This is a genomic window from Vibrio sp. V04_P4A5T148 (genome assembly GCF_963875605.1).
Lineage (GTDB): Bacteria > Pseudomonadota > Gammaproteobacteria > Enterobacterales > Vibrionaceae > Vibrio > Vibrio anguillarum.
In genome coordinates, this window is sequence record NZ_CAWNMS010000019.1 from 12,736 (window position 1) to 29,130 (window position 16,395).

The window sequence follows — 16,395 nt, forward strand, 5'->3', positions numbered from 1 at the left end:
GGTCATTTTCACAGTCAGCCATTGATAATCGAGTGACGAATAACATGAGCAAATCCAGCGCATCTTCCGCCGAGTCTTCACCACAGCACACCCCGATGATGCGGCAATATCTGCAATTGAAAGCCGAAAACCCCGATATTCTGCTCTTTTATCGGATGGGCGATTTCTACGAGCTGTTTTACGATGACGCTAAACGCGCATCGCAATTGCTGGAAATATCACTCACCAAACGCGGTGCTTCTGCGGGTGAGCCTATTCCAATGGCGGGTGTTCCCTATCACGCCGTGGAAGGTTACTTAGCGAAATTGGTACAGCAGGGCGAATCCGTCGCGATTTGTGAACAAATTGGCGATCCTGCCACCAGCAAAGGCCCCGTTGAGCGTAAAGTGGTGCGGATTGTCACACCCGGTACGGTCACGGATGAAGCCTTGCTCTCTGAGCGAGTCGATAACTTAATTGCTGCCATCTACCACCACGATGGTCGCTTTGGCTACGCAACCTTAGACATCACTTCAGGGCGCTTCCAACTGAGTGAGCCAGAAACCGAAGAGGCGATGGCCGCCGAACTGCAACGCACCGCACCGCGAGAACTGCTCTTCCCTGAAGATTTCACGCCAGTCACTTTAATGGGCAATCGCAAAGGAAACCGTCGCCGCCCTATTTGGGAGTTTGAGTTAGAGACAGCAAAACAGCAGTTGAACCAACAATTTGGTACGCGTGATTTGGTCGGTTTTGGCGTAGAACAGGCTAAACTGGGCTTATGCGCCGCTGGCTGCTTGATTCAATACGTGAAAGATACGCAGCGTACTGCATTACCTCATATTCGTTCGCTGACGTTTGATCGCCAAGATCACTCGGTGATCTTAGATGCCGCCACACGCCGTAATTTAGAGATCACGCAGAACTTGTCCGGTGGCTTTGATAACACCTTAGCGGAAGTGCTCGATCATTGCGCCACCCCAATGGGCAGCCGCATGCTCAAACGCTGGTTACACCAACCGATGCGCTGTATTGATACGTTGAATCAACGCCTTGATGCGATCGGCGAGTTGAAACAGCTTGCTCTGTTTAGTGAATTACAACCTGTGCTGAAACAGATTGGCGATATTGAACGTATTCTTGCTCGTTTGGCATTGCGTTCCGCTCGCCCAAGAGACTTAGCACGCCTGCGACATGCGATGCAGCAATTGCCGCAGCTCAGTGAAATACTGCAACCCTTGTCGCAACCCCACTTAGTTCAGTTAACTCATCATGTACAGCCATTGGATGAGCTGTGCACACTGCTTGAGCGAGCGATCAAAGACAACCCACCAGTTGTGATTCGTGATGGTGGCGTGATTGCCGATGGCTACAGCGCCGAACTGGATGAATGGCGTGATCTAGCCAACGGCGCAACCGAATACTTGAATAAATTAGAAGCTGAAGAGCGCGAACGTCACGGCATTGATACGCTCAAAGTCGGCTACAACGCGATTCACGGTTTCTACATTCAAGTCAGCCGTGGCCAGAGTCACCTTGTTCCTCCCCACTATGTGCGCCGCCAAACGCTGAAAAATGCCGAGCGTTATATTATTGCCGAGCTAAAAGCGCATGAAGATAAAGTGCTCAACTCGAAATCAAAAGCACTAGCAGTGGAAAAGCAGCTTTGGGAAGAGTTATTTGACTTATTGTTGCCTCATTTAGAGCAGATGCAAAACCTTGCATCTTCGCTATCGCAGCTCGATGTGTTGCAAAACCTTGCCGAGCGCGCTGAAAGCTTAGACTACTGTCGCCCGACCTTGAGTAAAGAGCCAGCGATCCATATTCAAGCGGGCCGTCACCCTGTCGTTGAGCAAGTGATGAATGACCCCTTCATTGCCAACCCAATTGAGCTCAATCCGCAACGAAAAATGTTGATCATTACCGGGCCTAACATGGGCGGTAAATCGACCTACATGCGCCAAACTGCATTGATTACTTTATTAGCGCATATCGGTTGTTATGTGCCAGCAGAAGCAGCACACATCGGTTCGATTGACCGCATCTTCACCCGCATTGGTGCATCGGACGATCTCGCCTCTGGTCGCTCTACTTTCATGGTTGAAATGACCGAAACTGCCAACATTTTGCATAATGCGACACAAAATAGCTTGGTATTGATGGATGAAATTGGCCGCGGCACCAGTACCTATGATGGGTTATCACTGGCTTGGGCAAGTGCACAATGGCTCGCAAGCCAAATTGGCGCGCTAACGCTATTTGCCACTCATTATTTTGAACTGACCGAGCTGCCAAACCAGCTACCTCACTTAGCCAACGTGCATTTAGATGCCGTGGAACATGGCGATAGCATTGCCTTTATGCATGCGGTTCAAGAAGGGGCGGCAAGTAAATCTTACGGCCTAGCAGTGGCAGGTCTTGCTGGCGTGCCTAAAACAGTGATCAAAAACGCGCGCGCTAAACTGTCGCAGCTCGAGTTATTGAGCCAACAGCAGCCCAATGGCAGCAAAAGCTCAACCGTAGATATTGCTAATCAACTCAGTTTGATCCCAGACCCAAGCGAAGTCGAACAGGCATTAGCAGCTATTGATCCTGACGATCTAACGCCTCGCCAAGCATTAGAAGCGCTTTATCGCTTGAAGAAGCTAATGTAACAATCTGATATTAAAAATAAAAAAGGCATCGATTTTAAGTCGGTGCCTTTTGTGCTTTTATGCAATAGTTTTATAAATCAACGGTTTTATAAATCAATGGTTTTATGAATCAAGGTATTGTTGAGCCAACCTTTAGTCGTATTCAACATTAAACAGCGCTTCCATGTTCAAGCCTTGTTTAACCAAGATCTCTCTCAAACGACGTAGGCCTTCCACTTGAATTTGACGAACTCGTTCACGGGTTAAGTTAATTTCGCGGCCTACCTCTTCTAAGGTGGACGGTTCATAACCTAATAGCCCAAAACGGCGTGCAAGTACCTCTTTTTGTTTTGGGTTCAGTTCATCTAACCAATTCAGTAGTGATTCACGAATATCATCATCTTGCGTAGAAATTTCAGGATCAGAGTTGTTCGCATCTGGGATGATATCGAGTAGTGCTTTGTCACCATCGCCGCCAATCGGTGTATCAACAGAACTGATACGCTCGTTAAGACGCAGCATTTTACTGACATCTTCTACTGGCTTATCCAGTTGGAACGCAATTTCTTCTGCGGTAGGTTCATGATCTAACTTCTGCGATAGCTCGCGAGCCGTGCGAAGGTAGATATTCAACTCTTTAACGACGTGAATTGGCAAACGGATAGTGCGCGTTTGGTTCATTAATGCACGTTCAATGGTTTGACGGATCCACCAAGTAGCATAGGTTGAGAATCTAAAGCCACGTTCTGGATCAAATTTTTCTACCGCGCGGATCAAGCCTAAATTACCCTCTTCAATTAGATCGAGTAAAGCCAAGCCACGATTACCATAACGGCGAGAAATTTTAACGACCAAACGTAAGTTACTTTCGATCATGCGTTTACGAGCAGCTTCATCGCCTCTCAGTGAACGACGAGCATAAAGTACTTCTTCTTGAGCTGTTAATAATGGAGAAAAACCAATCTCGCTAAGATACATCTGTGTTGCATCTAAGCTTTTTGTTGACGCATCAAATCCTTCTTTGGCATCTTCGATTTGAACATCGTCATCGCTTTGGCTTTTAGTGGTGGTGAGTTCTTCATCAACCTCAATCGAATCCATGATCTCTTGGTCTTCAAACTCTTCGACTTTCGTTACTGCATTGCTGATACTCATAGCGCCTCCCCCTGGCGAGCTAGCAAGACATTACTACTTTCTAATGTCGCTACATGACTCTTTCAAGTATGTTTACGGTAAGTAGCGTTTTGGATTCACCGACTTACCTTGATAACGAATTTCAAAGTGTAAACGAACACTACTGGTTCCTGAGCTGCCCATGGTTGCTATTTTTTGGCCAGCTTTAACACTTTGTCCTTCTTTTACCAGTAACCGATCGTTATGAGCATAAGCACTGAGGTAGTTATCGTTATGTTTAACAATCACAAGATTGCCGTAACCTCTTAATGCATTTCCCGAATAGACAACGGTTCCTGCAGCAGTTGATAAAATGGATTGACCACGCTGTCCTGCGATATCGATCCCTTTATTTCCTTGATCGCCTGCTGAAAAGTTTTTAATTATTCTCCCTTGTGTCGGCCATAACCATTTTGAAACTTTATCATCTTTTGGTTTAGCAAAGGTTACATTAGCATTAACATTTTGCTTACCTTTTGAATCAACATACTCTTTTGATTTCGATTGTTCAACTACCTTAGGAGGATCTTTCTTTGCGACTTTGGTCGAAGAACTTGCGGCATTAGATCCACTATTTTGATTAGAGTTTTTACTCACTCCGTCTACAACCATTGGGGGGGAAACTAAGCCAGCCATTGCACTCGAAGGGGTTGCAGCCACAATGACTTCTGTTACACCACTACCACCGTAAGCAGGCGGCGTGTAATTGGGGATCCATAATTTGAGTTTTTGACCGGGATGAATGGTGTAAGGTTTTTTTAAATTATTGAAACGGATCAAGTCGTTTACATTTTTATCTGTGACGTAAGATATAAAATAGAGCGTATCGCCTTTTTGCACTTCGTAAAAACTGCCGCGATAACTACCACGAGGAATGGCATTATAGTCTTTATTGAGCCCAGAAACGGGTGCAGGAGTATGAGCAGCACATCCGATAAGGACGCTACTCATTAGCACCATTATTACTCTGTTTCTTAGGTTACTCATCATCACTAAGCTAAATCACCGGCAACTAAAGGAACAAAACGCACCATCTCAATGGTGTTAGAAATAAAATCATCGCCTTGGCGAACTATTTTCAATAACTGTTGCTCACTACTGCCGACAGGGATCACTAAACGGCCACCTTCCGCAAGCTGATCAAGCAGCGCATTTGGGACAAATTCGGCTGCCGCCGTAACAATGATCGCATCAAAAGGAGCTTTAGCATCCCAGCCCAACCAGCCATCACCATGCTTAGTGGAGACGTTATAAATATCAAGTTGCTTTAAACGACGCTTCGCGTCCCACTGCAATGACTTGATCCGTTCAATCGAATACACGTGCTCAACCAACTGGGCAAGCACAGCGGTTTGATAACCCGATCCTGTGCCAATTTCTAAGACCTTACTCTGCGGCTCAAGTTCTAAAAGCTGCGTCATTTTTGCCACAATGTAAGGTTGTGAAATCGTTTGTCCTTGGCCTATCGGCAAGGCATTGTTGTCATAGGCTTGATGCATCATCGCCTGAGAAACAAAGCTTTCTCTTGGCAAACAATGAATGGCATCCAAAACGGTTTGATCTTGGATACCATTCGCGATCAGAAATTCAATTAATCTGTCGGCATGTGGATTGGCCATTACCCTTTTCCCTTCAACCAGTTATCCATACTTGGCAGTGACTCATGAGCCGTGAGATCAACTTGCAACGGCGTCAAGGAGACATAGCCATGCTCAATCGCATAGAAATCAGTCCCTTGCCCTGCATCTTGCTCTTTACCCGGAGGACCTAACCAATAAATATCATGCCCACGAGGATCTTTCTGCTTAATCATACTTTCTGCGTGATGGCGAGCACCTAAACGCGTCACTTGAATACCCGCTAACTCCTCAAATGGACGATCTGGTACGTTCACATTCAATAATCGATTGGTTGGGATCGGGGCATTGAGATGCTGTTCGACCAACTGGCGCGCTATCTGCGCTGCCGTAGTAAAATTAGCCGTCCCGACCAGTGAAAACGCGATCGCTTGCACCCCAAGAAAGTGCCCTTCCATCGCCGCCGCAACCGTGCCCGAATAGAGCACGTCATCGCCCAAATTCGCACCATGATTGATGCCTGTCAGCACCAAATCAGGCAGATCATCTTTGAGCAGTTCATTGAGTGCAAAATGCACACAATCGGTTGGTGTGCCTTGCACTGAATAGGTATTGGGTGCAATGAGATCCACACGAAGCGGCTGCTCTAATGTCAGCGAATTGGAGGCTCCTGACCGATTACGATCCGGCGCGACAATCACGATCTCAGCGAGATCCGCCAGCGTGCGTGCTAGGGTATTTAAACCTTGCGCGTATACACCATCATCATTGCTTAATAAAATCTTCATCGAGTTTTTTCCTTAGAACTCGCGTTCAACCGCTATCTCTTCAACCAATTCGCGAATGACTGAGGTAGCAAAACTTCCTGCATCTAAATCAAAACGTAACGTCACATTGTCTTGTTCAACTGTCCAAGAAAGATTCTGAGGCTTAAGCATCACCGCCCTGCGCTCATGACGCATACGATTGCTGCGGATCAGTGCCATCAAGTCAGGTTCAGCATCAAGGTGAACTTGTTCTAAATCTAAAGCCTCACCTTGCGTCGGTAGTGCGTTATCGCCCGCCAAAGCAGCACTTATTTGCACTTCATTCAATGCCAGTTTGTTATTGAGATCGGTAAGATTCGCCAAGGTAACTAAGGTCGTTTTCTCTCCCTCAAGTGCGATATCTCCTTCGATAAATTGGTGTAACTTATCTTGCTCGATACGGGCAGAGACAATTTGGTTGAAAATCCACGAACGGGCCGCCGAAAGATACAAACTGCGCTGATTTTGGTTACGTGAACGCACGTTCTCTTTTCCCCAGCGACGCGCTTCACTGAGGTTATTGCCGTGATTGCCAAAACGTTGGCTACCAAAATAATTAGGCACACCGTGCGTGGCGATGTGCTCTAATCGCGTCACGACTTCGGCGGTGTCGGTGACTTCAGAAAGCGTGATTTCAAAATGATTGCCGACTAAATCTCCGGGGCGCAACTTTTTATTGTGACGCGTAGTTTCCAGAATTTCGATGCTCGGATATTGAGCCAAAAACTCGGTGAAATCTGGCGTCTCACCTTTTGGTAAATGTACACTGAGCCACTGCTGCGTAACCGCATGACGATCTTTCAGACCAGCCCAACTCACATCTTTTGATTTCACACCACATGCTTTAGCCAATTCATTGACCACAAAACTGGTATTTTCACCAGTTTTACGAATATGAACCATTAAGTGTTCACCACTTCCTGCTAGTTCGAATCCTAAGTCTTCAATCACTTTAAAGTGCTCTGGCTTGGCTTTTATTTTGGCTTTAGCGGCTGGTTTACCACAAAGGTAAGCCAATGAAGATAATATATCTGACATGTTTTCATCCGTCGCTGACGCGAGTTGGCGGTAATAATAAAAACAGCGACGCATGAGCCGCTATTGCGCGTTACTGAGCGTGCCATTCGTTGGCGGTAGTCCATCAATAACGTGTTTTTACATAGAAGGAGAGGCAAGTGAATTGCCATTACCTCTTCAATTTGCTGGGTCGTTTTATTAAGGCAATATTATGCTTTGATCAACCGTGCATTTAATCTGTAGTACATTTGATCAATAAGACAACCGCTTCGCAAGCAATACCTTCTTTGCGCCCAGTGAAACCAAGGCGCTCGGTTGTGGTTGCTTTGACGTTAATATTATCTAGCGTCGTTTCAAGATCTTGCGCAATGGCAGCGCACATCGCTTCAATATACGGCGCCATCTTCGGCGCTTGCGCGATAATGGTGACGTCGGCATTGCCTAAACGGTAGCCTTGCGCTTTCACACGGCGATAGACATCTTTCAATAATTCACGGCTATCTGCCCCTTTCCATTTATCATCGGTATCGGGGAAATGGCGGCCAATATCACCTGCGGCAATCGCGCCAAGCAGCGCATCACTTAAAGCATGCAAGGCGACATCACCATCGGAATGAGCAATTAAGCCTTGCTCATAAGGAACGGCAATTCCCCCAATGATGACTGGGCCTTCACCGCCAAACTTATGAACATCAAAACCGTGGCCAATTCTAATCATGGTTATTTCCTATTGCGGCTAGTGAGGAAGTACGACCTAAGTAAAACTCAGCTAAAGCGAGATCTTCGGGTTGCGTAATTTTTAGATTATCCGCCCGCCCAGCGACCAACGCTGGATGTAACCCTTGCCACTCCATTGCGGATGCTTCATCGGTGATGATGACTTGCTGATCTAACGCATCCGATAAAGCCTCAAAAAGCGGCTTGGCTCTAAACATCTGAGGGGTGAGTGCATGCCATAATGCGACGCGATCAACGGTATGATCAATGTTGTTTTCGCCATCAGCACGCTTCATTGTGTCTCGAACGGGTGCAGCTAAAATCGCACCTACAGGATGCTCTTTAGCCGTCGTAATCAATCGGTCAATATCTGCAAAAGTAAGACAAGGCCGCGCTGCATCATGCACGAGAACCCATTCACCTAGGGAATTAGCTAAAACATATTGCAGCGCCGAGAGCACTGAGTCGGCTCGCTCTTGACCACCGCTGACACGAATAACATTGGGGTTAGTGGCTAATGGCAGAGCAAAATAGTAAGGATCATCGTCACTGACGGCGACAACAACGCGATCAATATTAGGGTGCGCGAGCAGCGTCGCTATTGTGTGTTCGAGAACGGTTTTGTTGTGTATGGTTAAATACTGTTTCGGACGATCCGTTTGCATTCGGCTGCCAACACCAGCAGCCGGTACAATCGCGGTAAGAGAAAGCGTACTGTGCGGCATTTATTGACTATCCTCACCGACCAATCGATAGAAAGTTTCACCTGCTTTTATCATTCCTAATTCATGACGCGCTCGCTCTTCAATTGCGTCCAATCCTTGTCGTAAATCATCAATTTCGACGAACATTTCCGAATTTCGTAGCGTTAGGTTTTCGTTTACTTGTTGCTGCACGTCAATTTCATCGACAATGGTTCGATAATCAGCAATGCCATTTTTACCGAGCCACAAATCGTACTGTAATAAACCGAATAATAACGCCAATGTCACCGCAAAAAGTCGCATCACATCTATAACCATTCAAAACGCTCACTATGAAAGAGAACGTAAACGATAAACAAAGCGTGCTGTTTAAAAAAAGTGACGCTTTAACACAGCACGAAAATGATGGCTATTTATATCACAAGCCTTTATTTAACTCATCATTAGGAACGCAAATAAGCCGCCACCCAGAATTAAACGGTAAATGACAAACGGAGTCATACCCATTTTAGAAATCAGTTTTAAGAAGAAATGGATACAAATATAAGCACTTATAAAGGAGGTCAGGATACCCGTCATTAAGAAACCAAAATGCACAGGTTCGCCACTGGTCACCAGCTTTAACCCTAAATAACCACCCGCCAAAACAATGATAGGAATCGACATCAAGAAAGAAAAACGCGCGGCCGCTTCACGAGTAAAACCAAGATACAACGCCGCAGTGATGGTCGCTCCTGAGCGAGAAGTGCCGGGGATCACCGCAACCGCTTGTGCCAAACCGATCATCAACGATTTTTTCCAATCAGCTTGATATTCATCATCCACTAATGGAGCGTTTTTATCGACATACCACAGTAATAGACCAAAAATAATGGTTGTGGTTGCTATCACCCAAGCACTGCGTAGGTAGAGTTCAACAATATCTTTCATAAAAAAGCCGAAAATACAGGCAGGAATGGTTGCTAGTACGATCATCCATGCCAGTTTCGATTCTTTACTGCGCTCGCCTTTAAAAATCGAGGCAAAAAAAGCGCGCAGTAAAGTCACGACTTCTTTCCTAAAATAGATAACCACTGCAGCTAATGTGCCGACATGCACCGCCACATCAAAGGCAAGACCTTGATCTTCCCAACCTAAAATGGCTGAAGGCAAAATCAAATGGGCAGAGCTGGAGATAGGTAAAAATTCGGTTAAGCCTTGAATCAAAGCCAAAAAAAACGCTTCTAAATAACTCATTACTGACTCTTATTAATTAATGTCGAACCAAAGTTTGACAGGGGTGAGCGATTCTAAGTTGATCGCCTGTTGCCATATTTGACGCACACTACGACCATCATTGGGAACAATCCGTTCCGGTGACAAATCGTAAAGTGGTTGTATGACAAATGGATATTTAAAGATATCACTGCGTGGCAGTTCAGGATCTTGCGCTGAAATTTCTTCACCAAACAAGATGATATCGAGATCTAAGGTGCGATCTTGAAATTTTTTCGCCTGCGGGTCGCGCCCCCATCGAGATTCAATCGCTCGAAGTTGCGCCACGAAATCACTCAACGAAAGCCTTGTTTCCAGCGCAACGACTAAATTATAAAAGGCCGCACTATTGAACCCAACCGATGCACATTCATAAATGGTCGAGATCTGTAGATGATTTCCGATGGTCGACAATTCCTCGATGGCCACTTCGATATGTTTACGTCTTTCAATATTAGAACCGACGCCAACATAGACCGTCGTCATGCATGGCCTCGTTCAATGATAACGCCAACACTGGATGCCTGTGCTACCGCGCCGGGCTTTGCTAAGCGAATTTTGACCCAAGGAACGGAAAAACGCTGCATCAGAAGCTCTGCTACTTCTTCTGCAACACGCTCTACCAATAAAAAGCGACCATTTTCAATATGTGCGATCACCGCTTGACTCACTTGTGCGTAGTCTAATGCATCGCTCACATCATCACTTTTAGCTGCGGGTTGATTGTCGTGCGCCATTTCGATGTCGAGCACCAACTTCTGCTTAATCTCTTGTTCCCAATCATACACGCCAATGGTCGTAATTACCGTCAGCTGTTCAATAAAGACTTTGTCCATTTTTGCGTCTCTTCCTCTAGAGGTCGGATACCCTAATTACGTAAAAAATCGTACTATTTTGCCTAATCGCGATATCATATACCCAAACTGAGTCGAGATGCGAAATCCAAAACATTTTTTTGCTTTTCATCATGGTTAACAATGGCTTGTGAACTTGCTTTAGGGCATTTCCACTGCAGAGGTACTTATGACACCACTCGCACTGATAATGATCATTTCTGCCTATTTACTGGGTTCGATCTCAAGTGCGGTGTTGATCTGCCGTTTATTACGCCTGCCCGATCCTCGCAATATGGGCTCAAATAACCCCGGTGCAACTAACGTATTACGCATTGGTGGAAAAAAAGCCGCCATCGCGGTACTGCTGTGTGACATGCTCAAAGGTACTATTCCCGTATGGGGCAGCTACTATTTGGGGATTGACCCCATTCTATTGGGCCTAGTCGCCATCGCCGCTTGCCTTGGCCATATGTATCCTATTTTCTTTCATTTTAAAGGCGGAAAAGGTGTTGCAACAGCACTGGGAGCCATCGCACCGATCGGTTTAGATCTCACCGTACTTATCATATTGACTTGGGTCAGCGTTGCATTTTTATTTCGCTATTCATCCTTAGCGGCTTTGGTTACCGTGCTGCTCGCTCCGTTCTACACTTGGTTGATCAAACCACAATATACCTTACCGGTAGCAATGCTGTGCTGCCTTATCGTGTTTCGTCATCACCAAAATATTAAACGGTTATTGGCTGGCACAGAGCCGAAAGTGGGTGAGAAAAAAACACTTGGTTCTTGAGCTAGCTTGGATGATGGATAAACCCGCTTGCAAATAACGTCAATGACGAATAAGCAAAAGGCCTCTTACGAAGCCTTTTTTGATTAAGCATGACCCGGTAATTAGAGAAGACTAGCTAAGCGCTTTTTTCAAGAAACGGGTCAACATGGCGGTAACGTATTCAGGTTGCTCTAAGTTACTGATATGTCCAGCATTAGCAATAACCTCTAACTCACTGCCGTGAATGGCATCATTCATTAAGTAAGCCTCAAGAGGCGGACGAGGCATATCTTCAGCGCCAGCTGCAATCAGCACTGGCAACCTCAATTGCTCCACCTCTTCAATCATGTCACGACGACCGAAGATCATTTTCCCCAACCGAGCCACTTCCACCGCTTGTTGACCAGTAAGCGCCGATAAATGTTGCTTGAATCCAGCCACTAATGCCGGAGATTGCTGCTCGCCATCTTTTGCAAAAAACATCGGTACAACTGCATCAACAATCGGTGCTGGCACTTGCTGCATCGCCGCAATCGCATCGAGCATGGCAAAATATTTTGTATGGCTGACTTCAGGCTCTAGACCAACAAAGGTATCCATCATCACTAATGATTTCACGCGCGCAGGCGCAAGAACGGCTAACTCAGCCCCCCACATTCCGCCTACAGAAAGACCAATGATAGAAAACTGCTCAATCGATAAGTGGTCCATCAAAGCCAAAATATGCTGAGCATAATCTTTTAGTGTGTTCATGGATGACGGTGCGAAATCTGACTGACCATGCGCCCATAAATCAGGCACGATACAGCGGTAGTGTTGACTCAACGCTTCCACCTGAGGTGCCCACATTGCGCTATCCCACAGATAGCTGTGACCGAAAACAAGCACTTCACCTTGCCCTTGATCCAAATAACGCATCTGGCAATCATCAATAACAAATGTCTTCATTGTGAATCCAATATTAGTAAAGTAGGTTGGCATTGTAGCATTGATATGAGCGATAACAGCTCAGAGCAGAATGTAAGCAATGGCTAATTAAAATCAATACAGAACGCCACAGAAACGGAAGTACCAAAGAACAAAACGGCCTCTAAAAAGAGACCGTTGCGACACCCGCTAAATAATGGGTTTAAGTTGATCAATCGGCCAGCGAGGTGTTGCCTGCACCGCTAAATCGACTGTTTCACCATTTTTTAAACGCTGCATACCCGCATAAGCAATCATTGCACCGTTGTCGGTACAAAACTCAGTACGTGGGTAATACACTTCGCCACCAATTTTTTTCGCCAGTGCGCCAAGCTCTGCGCGTAACTGTTTATTGGCACTCACGCCACCGGCAATAACAATACGTTTCATGCCAGTTTGCTCAAGGGCTCGCTTGCACTTAATCACTAAAGTGCCACACACCGCCTCTTGAAAGGCATACGCAATATCTGCTCGGGTCTGATCATCATTCTCATTAGCTGCAATCGTATTGGCTGTAAATGTTTTTAAACCAGAGAAACTCATGTCTAACCCTGGTCGATCCGTCATCGGACGCGGAAACTTAAAACGCCCTGGCGTTCCTTTTTCAGCCAAACGAGCCAACAATGGACCCCCGGGATAATCAAGCCCCATCAGCTTCGCGGTTTTATCAAACGCCTCACCGGCCGCGTCATCAATAGACTCTCCGAGGATCTTATATTCACCAATCCCTTTCACCTCTACCATCATGGAATGACCACCGGAAACCAGTACGGCCACAAACGGAAACGGAGGCGGATTATCTTCAAGCATCGGAGCTAAAAGGTGCCCTTCCATATGGTGAACAGGCACCGCTGGCACATTCCACGCATAAGCCAAACTACGGCCAATCGTCGCGCCAACAAGCAGCGCACCCACTAAACCAGGACCTGCGGTGTAAGCCACGCCATCAATATCCGCTGGCGTCAAATTCGCTTCAGCCATCGCTGCTTTTATCAGTGGAATGGTCTTTTTAACATGGTCTCTAGAAGCAAGCTCCGGCACCACACCGCCGTAATCGGCGTGCAGTTTTACTTGGCTATACAATTGATGAGAAAGTAAGCCTTTCTCTTCGTCATAAATGGCGATTCCAGTCTCGTCACACGAGGTTTCAATACCAATAATGCGCATAATTCTCTCAGCACGCTTTCATCAACAATTGGAAATGGCCGCCATGTTACCCCGCCTTGGCTCCGTAAACAAATTTTGTACAGACTATAATCGACAAAGTGCTTTACAAAGCTATTGCGATCGGATTAAAATTCCGCACCATTTTTGATCAAGCTGATAACCGAGCAAACAGACAAGAAATCTTGTGGTTTAAGCCTCAAAATATCAGCGTTAACGAATAACCCCTGAGGTGAAAGGCATATGCCAATAGTTAAAGTACGTGAAAACGAACCGTTCGATGTTGCATTACGTCGTTTCAAGCGCTCTTGCGAAAAAGCAGGTATCCTTTCTGAAGTGCGTCGTCGTGAGCACTATGAAAAACCAACTACCGTTCGCAAACGCGCTAAAGCAGCAGCTCAAAAGCGTCACGCTAAGAAGCTAGCTCGCGAAAACGCACGTCGCGTTCGCCTGTACTAATAACCTTTTTCCATTAAGGAACAAGAGTTATGGCTCTAATTGATATCCTCAAAGAAGAGCAAAAATTAGCGATGAAAGCCAAGGATAAAGTACGCCTTGGCACTATTCGTTTAGCCTTATCCGCGATCAAACAACGAGAAGTCGACGAGCAGATCACTCTGAACGACGACGATATTCTTGCTGTGATGGTAAAAATGGTTAAACAGCGTCGCGACTCTGTCGCTCAATATGAAGCTGCCAATCGTCAAGATCTCGCAGATGCAGAGCAAGCAGAAATCACTATCCTTGAGGCATTTATGCCTCAGCCGTTGAGCGATGATGAAGTGAGCGCATTAATTGATGATGCGATCACCCAGTCCGCTGCTGCTGGCATGCAAGACATAGGGAAAGTGATGGCTGTCTTGAAACCGCAAATTCAAGGGCGTGCAGATATGGGTAAAGTCAGCGGATTAGTTCGAACTAAACTCGCTTAAATGCCCGCATCAAATTGCATCAAGCCGTGCTATCCTCTGGAGCGCACGGCTTGTTTGTATCTAATCATTCGTTTTAATCTTTTCTTTTAGGTTTTATGGCAGGACACATCCCTCGCAGTTTTATTGATGATCTCCTTGCTCGACTTGATATTGTCGACATCATAGACGCACGTGTGAAACTTAAGAAAAAAGGTAAGAACTACGGTGCTTGCTGCCCATTCCATAATGAAAAAACGCCCTCATTTAGTGTAAGCCAAGAAAAACAGTTCTATCACTGCTTTGGTTGTGGCGTGCATGGCAACGCCATCGACTTCATGATGGAATATGAACGCCTTGAATTCGTCGAGGCCATCGAAGAATTGGCTTCTTTTGTGGGGCTAGAAGTTCCCCGAGAGCAACGCTCTAGTGGCCATTTCTCATCAGCCCCTAAAGCCAATAGTGAAGAAAAACGCACCCTTTATGACTTAATGGGCAGCATTGCGCAGTTTTACCGCAACCAACTCAAAGTTCCGGGTAATCGTCATGCCATCGAGTATCTGAAAGATCGCGGTCTTTCTGGCGAAATCGTGCAGAAATTTGGTATTGGCTATATCGCTGACGAATGGGATTTAGTGCGCAAAAACTTCGGTCAGCAACAAGAAAGCCAAGAGATGCTCGTCACTGGCGGTATGTTGATCGAAAATGACAAAGGCAACCGCTACGATCGTTTTCGTGGACGTATTATGTTTCCCATTCGCGACCGCCGCGGACGAGTGATCGGCTTTGGTGGACGCGTTACGGGTGATGGAACGCCAAAATACCTGAACTCCCCAGAAACCCCCATTTTCCATAAAGGTAAAGAGCTGTATGGCCTATACGATGTCATGCAAGCCTATCGTGAACCCCCGCAAATATTAGTTGTTGAAGGTTATATGGATGTGGTGGCACTGGCGCAATATGGAGTGGACTACTCGGTTGCTTCGCTAGGAACCTCAACTACTGGCGATCACCTGCAACTGCTTTTTCGCCAAACCAATACGGTGGTCTGTTGCTATGATGGTGACCGAGCAGGACGAGAAGCGGCGTGGCGCGCACTGGAAAATGCGTTGAGTTATCTCAAAAGTGGCAATATTCTTAAATTTCTGTTTTTACCTGATGGTGAAGACCCAGATAGCTACATCAGAACCCATGGAAAAGCGGCCTTTGAACAGTTAGTGCAAGATGCTGAACCCTTATCCAAATACCTATTTACCAACCTACTGTCACAAGTTGATGTCGGTAATAACGAAGGGAAAGCAGCGCTTGAGGCGCTGGCATTACCACTGATTAATAAAGTGCCAGACACATCTCTACAAGCGCAATTGCTCAAAATATTAGGGCAAAAAACTGGGATTTATAAAAAGCCATCACTGCCAGAATCAGACAAACACCGCTCACAACCACACAAAGAGCTCAAACGCACACCGATGCGTGAAGTGATCGCTTTGCTTATTCAAAATCCAAGCTATGCTGAAATGGTACCTGATATTTCCAGCGTTCAATCCTTGCCCATACCCGGTTTAAGTTTATTAATTGAGGTACTTGAGAATTGTCAAGCGTACCCCAATATTACTACAGGCCAATTGCTTGAACACTGGCGCGGTAATAAAAACGAGACCCTTCTGTCTCGCCTCGCAAGTTGGGAAATTCCACTTGTTGAAGACAACCAAGAAGAACTATTTTTAGATTCATTGGACAAAATATTGGCTCAATGCATCGAAAAGCAAATTGAAAACCTGCAGGCAAAAGAAAGAAGCGTCGGTTTATCAGCCGAAGAGAGACGGGAGCTTCAAGACTTAATGAAAGACTTGAAAGCGTAACCCAGTTTAAATAGTCAGCAATGAATAAAT

At 45.9% G+C, this 16,395-nt stretch carries 18 protein-coding genes; 5 read left to right on the forward strand and 13 right to left on the reverse strand.

Going from position 1 to position 16,395, the window contains the following annotated elements; all coding sequences use genetic code 11:
- Window positions 1–44 precede the first annotated feature (44 nt).
- Complete coding sequence (gene mutS, locus AACT18_RS01730; RefSeq protein WP_094125532.1) at window positions 45–2,633, forward strand: DNA mismatch repair protein MutS; 2,589 nt, start codon at window positions 45–47, stop codon at window positions 2,631–2,633.
- Window positions 2,634–2,765: 132 nt separating this feature from the next.
- Here mutS and rpoS read toward each other — a convergent pair whose 3' ends face one another.
- The 11 genes from rpoS to folB all read right to left on the reverse strand — a co-directional run bounded on the left by rpoS (window position 2,766) and on the right by folB (window position 10,696).
- Window positions 2,766–3,767 (reverse strand): RNA polymerase sigma factor RpoS, encoded by a 1,002-nt coding sequence (rpoS, locus tag AACT18_RS01735; protein WP_017047531.1) that lies wholly within the window; start codon window positions 3,765–3,767, stop codon window positions 2,766–2,768.
- Between the two features lie 72 nt (window positions 3,768–3,839).
- Window positions 3,840–4,772 (reverse strand): murein hydrolase activator NlpD, encoded by a 933-nt coding sequence (gene nlpD / locus AACT18_RS01740; RefSeq protein ID WP_176428374.1) that lies wholly within the window; start codon window positions 4,770–4,772, stop codon window positions 3,840–3,842.
- 5 nt (window positions 4,773–4,777) lie between these two features.
- A complete protein-coding gene (locus AACT18_RS01745) occupies window positions 4,778–5,404 on the reverse strand; it encodes a protein-L-isoaspartate(D-aspartate) O-methyltransferase (protein ID WP_013857716.1) in 627 nt (208 codons plus the stop codon).
- The gene (gene surE / locus AACT18_RS01750) at window positions 5,404–6,150 is read right to left on the reverse strand and encodes a 5'/3'-nucleotidase SurE (protein WP_094125534.1); all 747 of its coding nucleotides are present in this window, start codon (window positions 6,148–6,150) and stop codon (window positions 5,404–5,406) included. The genes AACT18_RS01745 and surE overlap by 1 nt, the downstream gene beginning before the upstream one ends.
- Before the next feature lie 12 nt (window positions 6,151–6,162).
- On the reverse strand, window positions 6,163–7,206 hold the full coding sequence (gene truD / locus AACT18_RS01755) for a tRNA pseudouridine(13) synthase TruD (RefSeq protein ID WP_434801590.1): 1,044 nt from the start codon (window positions 7,204–7,206) through the stop codon (window positions 6,163–6,165).
- A gap of 211 nt (window positions 7,207–7,417) precedes the next feature.
- A complete protein-coding gene (gene ispF / locus AACT18_RS01760; RefSeq protein ID WP_013857718.1) occupies window positions 7,418–7,903 on the reverse strand; it encodes a 2-C-methyl-D-erythritol 2,4-cyclodiphosphate synthase in 486 nt (161 codons plus the stop codon).
- The gene (ispD, locus tag AACT18_RS01765; RefSeq protein WP_094125536.1) at window positions 7,896–8,627 is read right to left on the reverse strand and encodes a 2-C-methyl-D-erythritol 4-phosphate cytidylyltransferase; all 732 of its coding nucleotides are present in this window, start codon (window positions 8,625–8,627) and stop codon (window positions 7,896–7,898) included. The genes ispF and ispD overlap by 8 nt, the downstream gene beginning before the upstream one ends.
- Window positions 8,628–8,909, reverse strand: a complete 282-nt coding sequence (gene ftsB / locus AACT18_RS01770; protein WP_026028366.1) for a cell division protein FtsB — start codon at window positions 8,907–8,909, stop codon at window positions 8,628–8,630.
- A gap of 129 nt (window positions 8,910–9,038) precedes the next feature.
- Window positions 9,039–9,842 (reverse strand): undecaprenyl-diphosphate phosphatase, encoded by an 804-nt coding sequence (locus AACT18_RS01775; RefSeq protein ID WP_094125537.1) that lies wholly within the window; start codon window positions 9,840–9,842, stop codon window positions 9,039–9,041.
- 12 nt (window positions 9,843–9,854) lie between these two features.
- Window positions 9,855–10,346 carry a 2-amino-4-hydroxy-6-hydroxymethyldihydropteridine diphosphokinase gene (gene folK, locus AACT18_RS01780; protein ID WP_094125538.1) on the reverse strand — a complete coding sequence of 164 codons (492 nt, stop codon included), beginning with the start codon at window positions 10,344–10,346 and terminating at the stop codon, window positions 9,855–9,857.
- Window positions 10,343–10,696, reverse strand: a complete 354-nt coding sequence (gene folB, locus AACT18_RS01785; RefSeq protein ID WP_094125539.1) for a bifunctional dihydroneopterin aldolase/7,8-dihydroneopterin epimerase — start codon at window positions 10,694–10,696, stop codon at window positions 10,343–10,345. Before folB ends, folK begins: the two co-directional genes overlap by 4 nt.
- A gap of 187 nt (window positions 10,697–10,883) precedes the next feature.
- Between folB and plsY the strand changes: the two genes are divergently transcribed.
- The gene (plsY, locus tag AACT18_RS01790) at window positions 10,884–11,486 is read left to right on the forward strand and encodes a glycerol-3-phosphate 1-O-acyltransferase PlsY (RefSeq protein ID WP_017046708.1); all 603 of its coding nucleotides are present in this window, start codon (window positions 10,884–10,886) and stop codon (window positions 11,484–11,486) included.
- A gap of 111 nt (window positions 11,487–11,597) precedes the next feature.
- Here the strand turns inward: plsY and AACT18_RS01795 are convergent, their stop codons facing one another.
- Window positions 11,598–12,446 (reverse strand): alpha/beta fold hydrolase, encoded by an 849-nt coding sequence (locus AACT18_RS01795; RefSeq protein WP_094125540.1) that lies wholly within the window; start codon window positions 12,444–12,446, stop codon window positions 11,598–11,600.
- Window positions 12,447–12,581: 135 nt separating this feature from the next.
- Entirely contained in the window at window positions 12,582–13,598 is a 1,017-nt protein-coding gene (gene tsaD / locus AACT18_RS01800) for a tRNA (adenosine(37)-N6)-threonylcarbamoyltransferase complex transferase subunit TsaD (protein WP_017046706.1), read from the reverse strand.
- A gap of 240 nt (window positions 13,599–13,838) precedes the next feature.
- Here tsaD and rpsU point away from each other — a divergent pair, with 240 nt between their 5' ends.
- The 3 genes from rpsU to dnaG all read left to right on the forward strand — a co-directional run bounded on the left by rpsU (window position 13,839) and on the right by dnaG (window position 16,365).
- The gene (gene rpsU / locus AACT18_RS01805) at window positions 13,839–14,054 is read left to right on the forward strand and encodes a 30S ribosomal protein S21 (protein WP_004396009.1); all 216 of its coding nucleotides are present in this window, start codon (window positions 13,839–13,841) and stop codon (window positions 14,052–14,054) included.
- Window positions 14,055–14,083: 29 nt separating this feature from the next.
- A complete protein-coding gene (locus AACT18_RS01810; protein ID WP_094125541.1) occupies window positions 14,084–14,527 on the forward strand; it encodes a GatB/YqeY domain-containing protein in 444 nt (147 codons plus the stop codon).
- A 95-nt stretch (window positions 14,528–14,622) separates the two neighbouring features.
- On the forward strand, window positions 14,623–16,365 hold the full coding sequence (gene dnaG / locus AACT18_RS01815; protein ID WP_013857726.1) for a DNA primase: 1,743 nt from the start codon (window positions 14,623–14,625) through the stop codon (window positions 16,363–16,365).
- Window positions 16,366–16,395 lie beyond the last annotated feature (30 nt).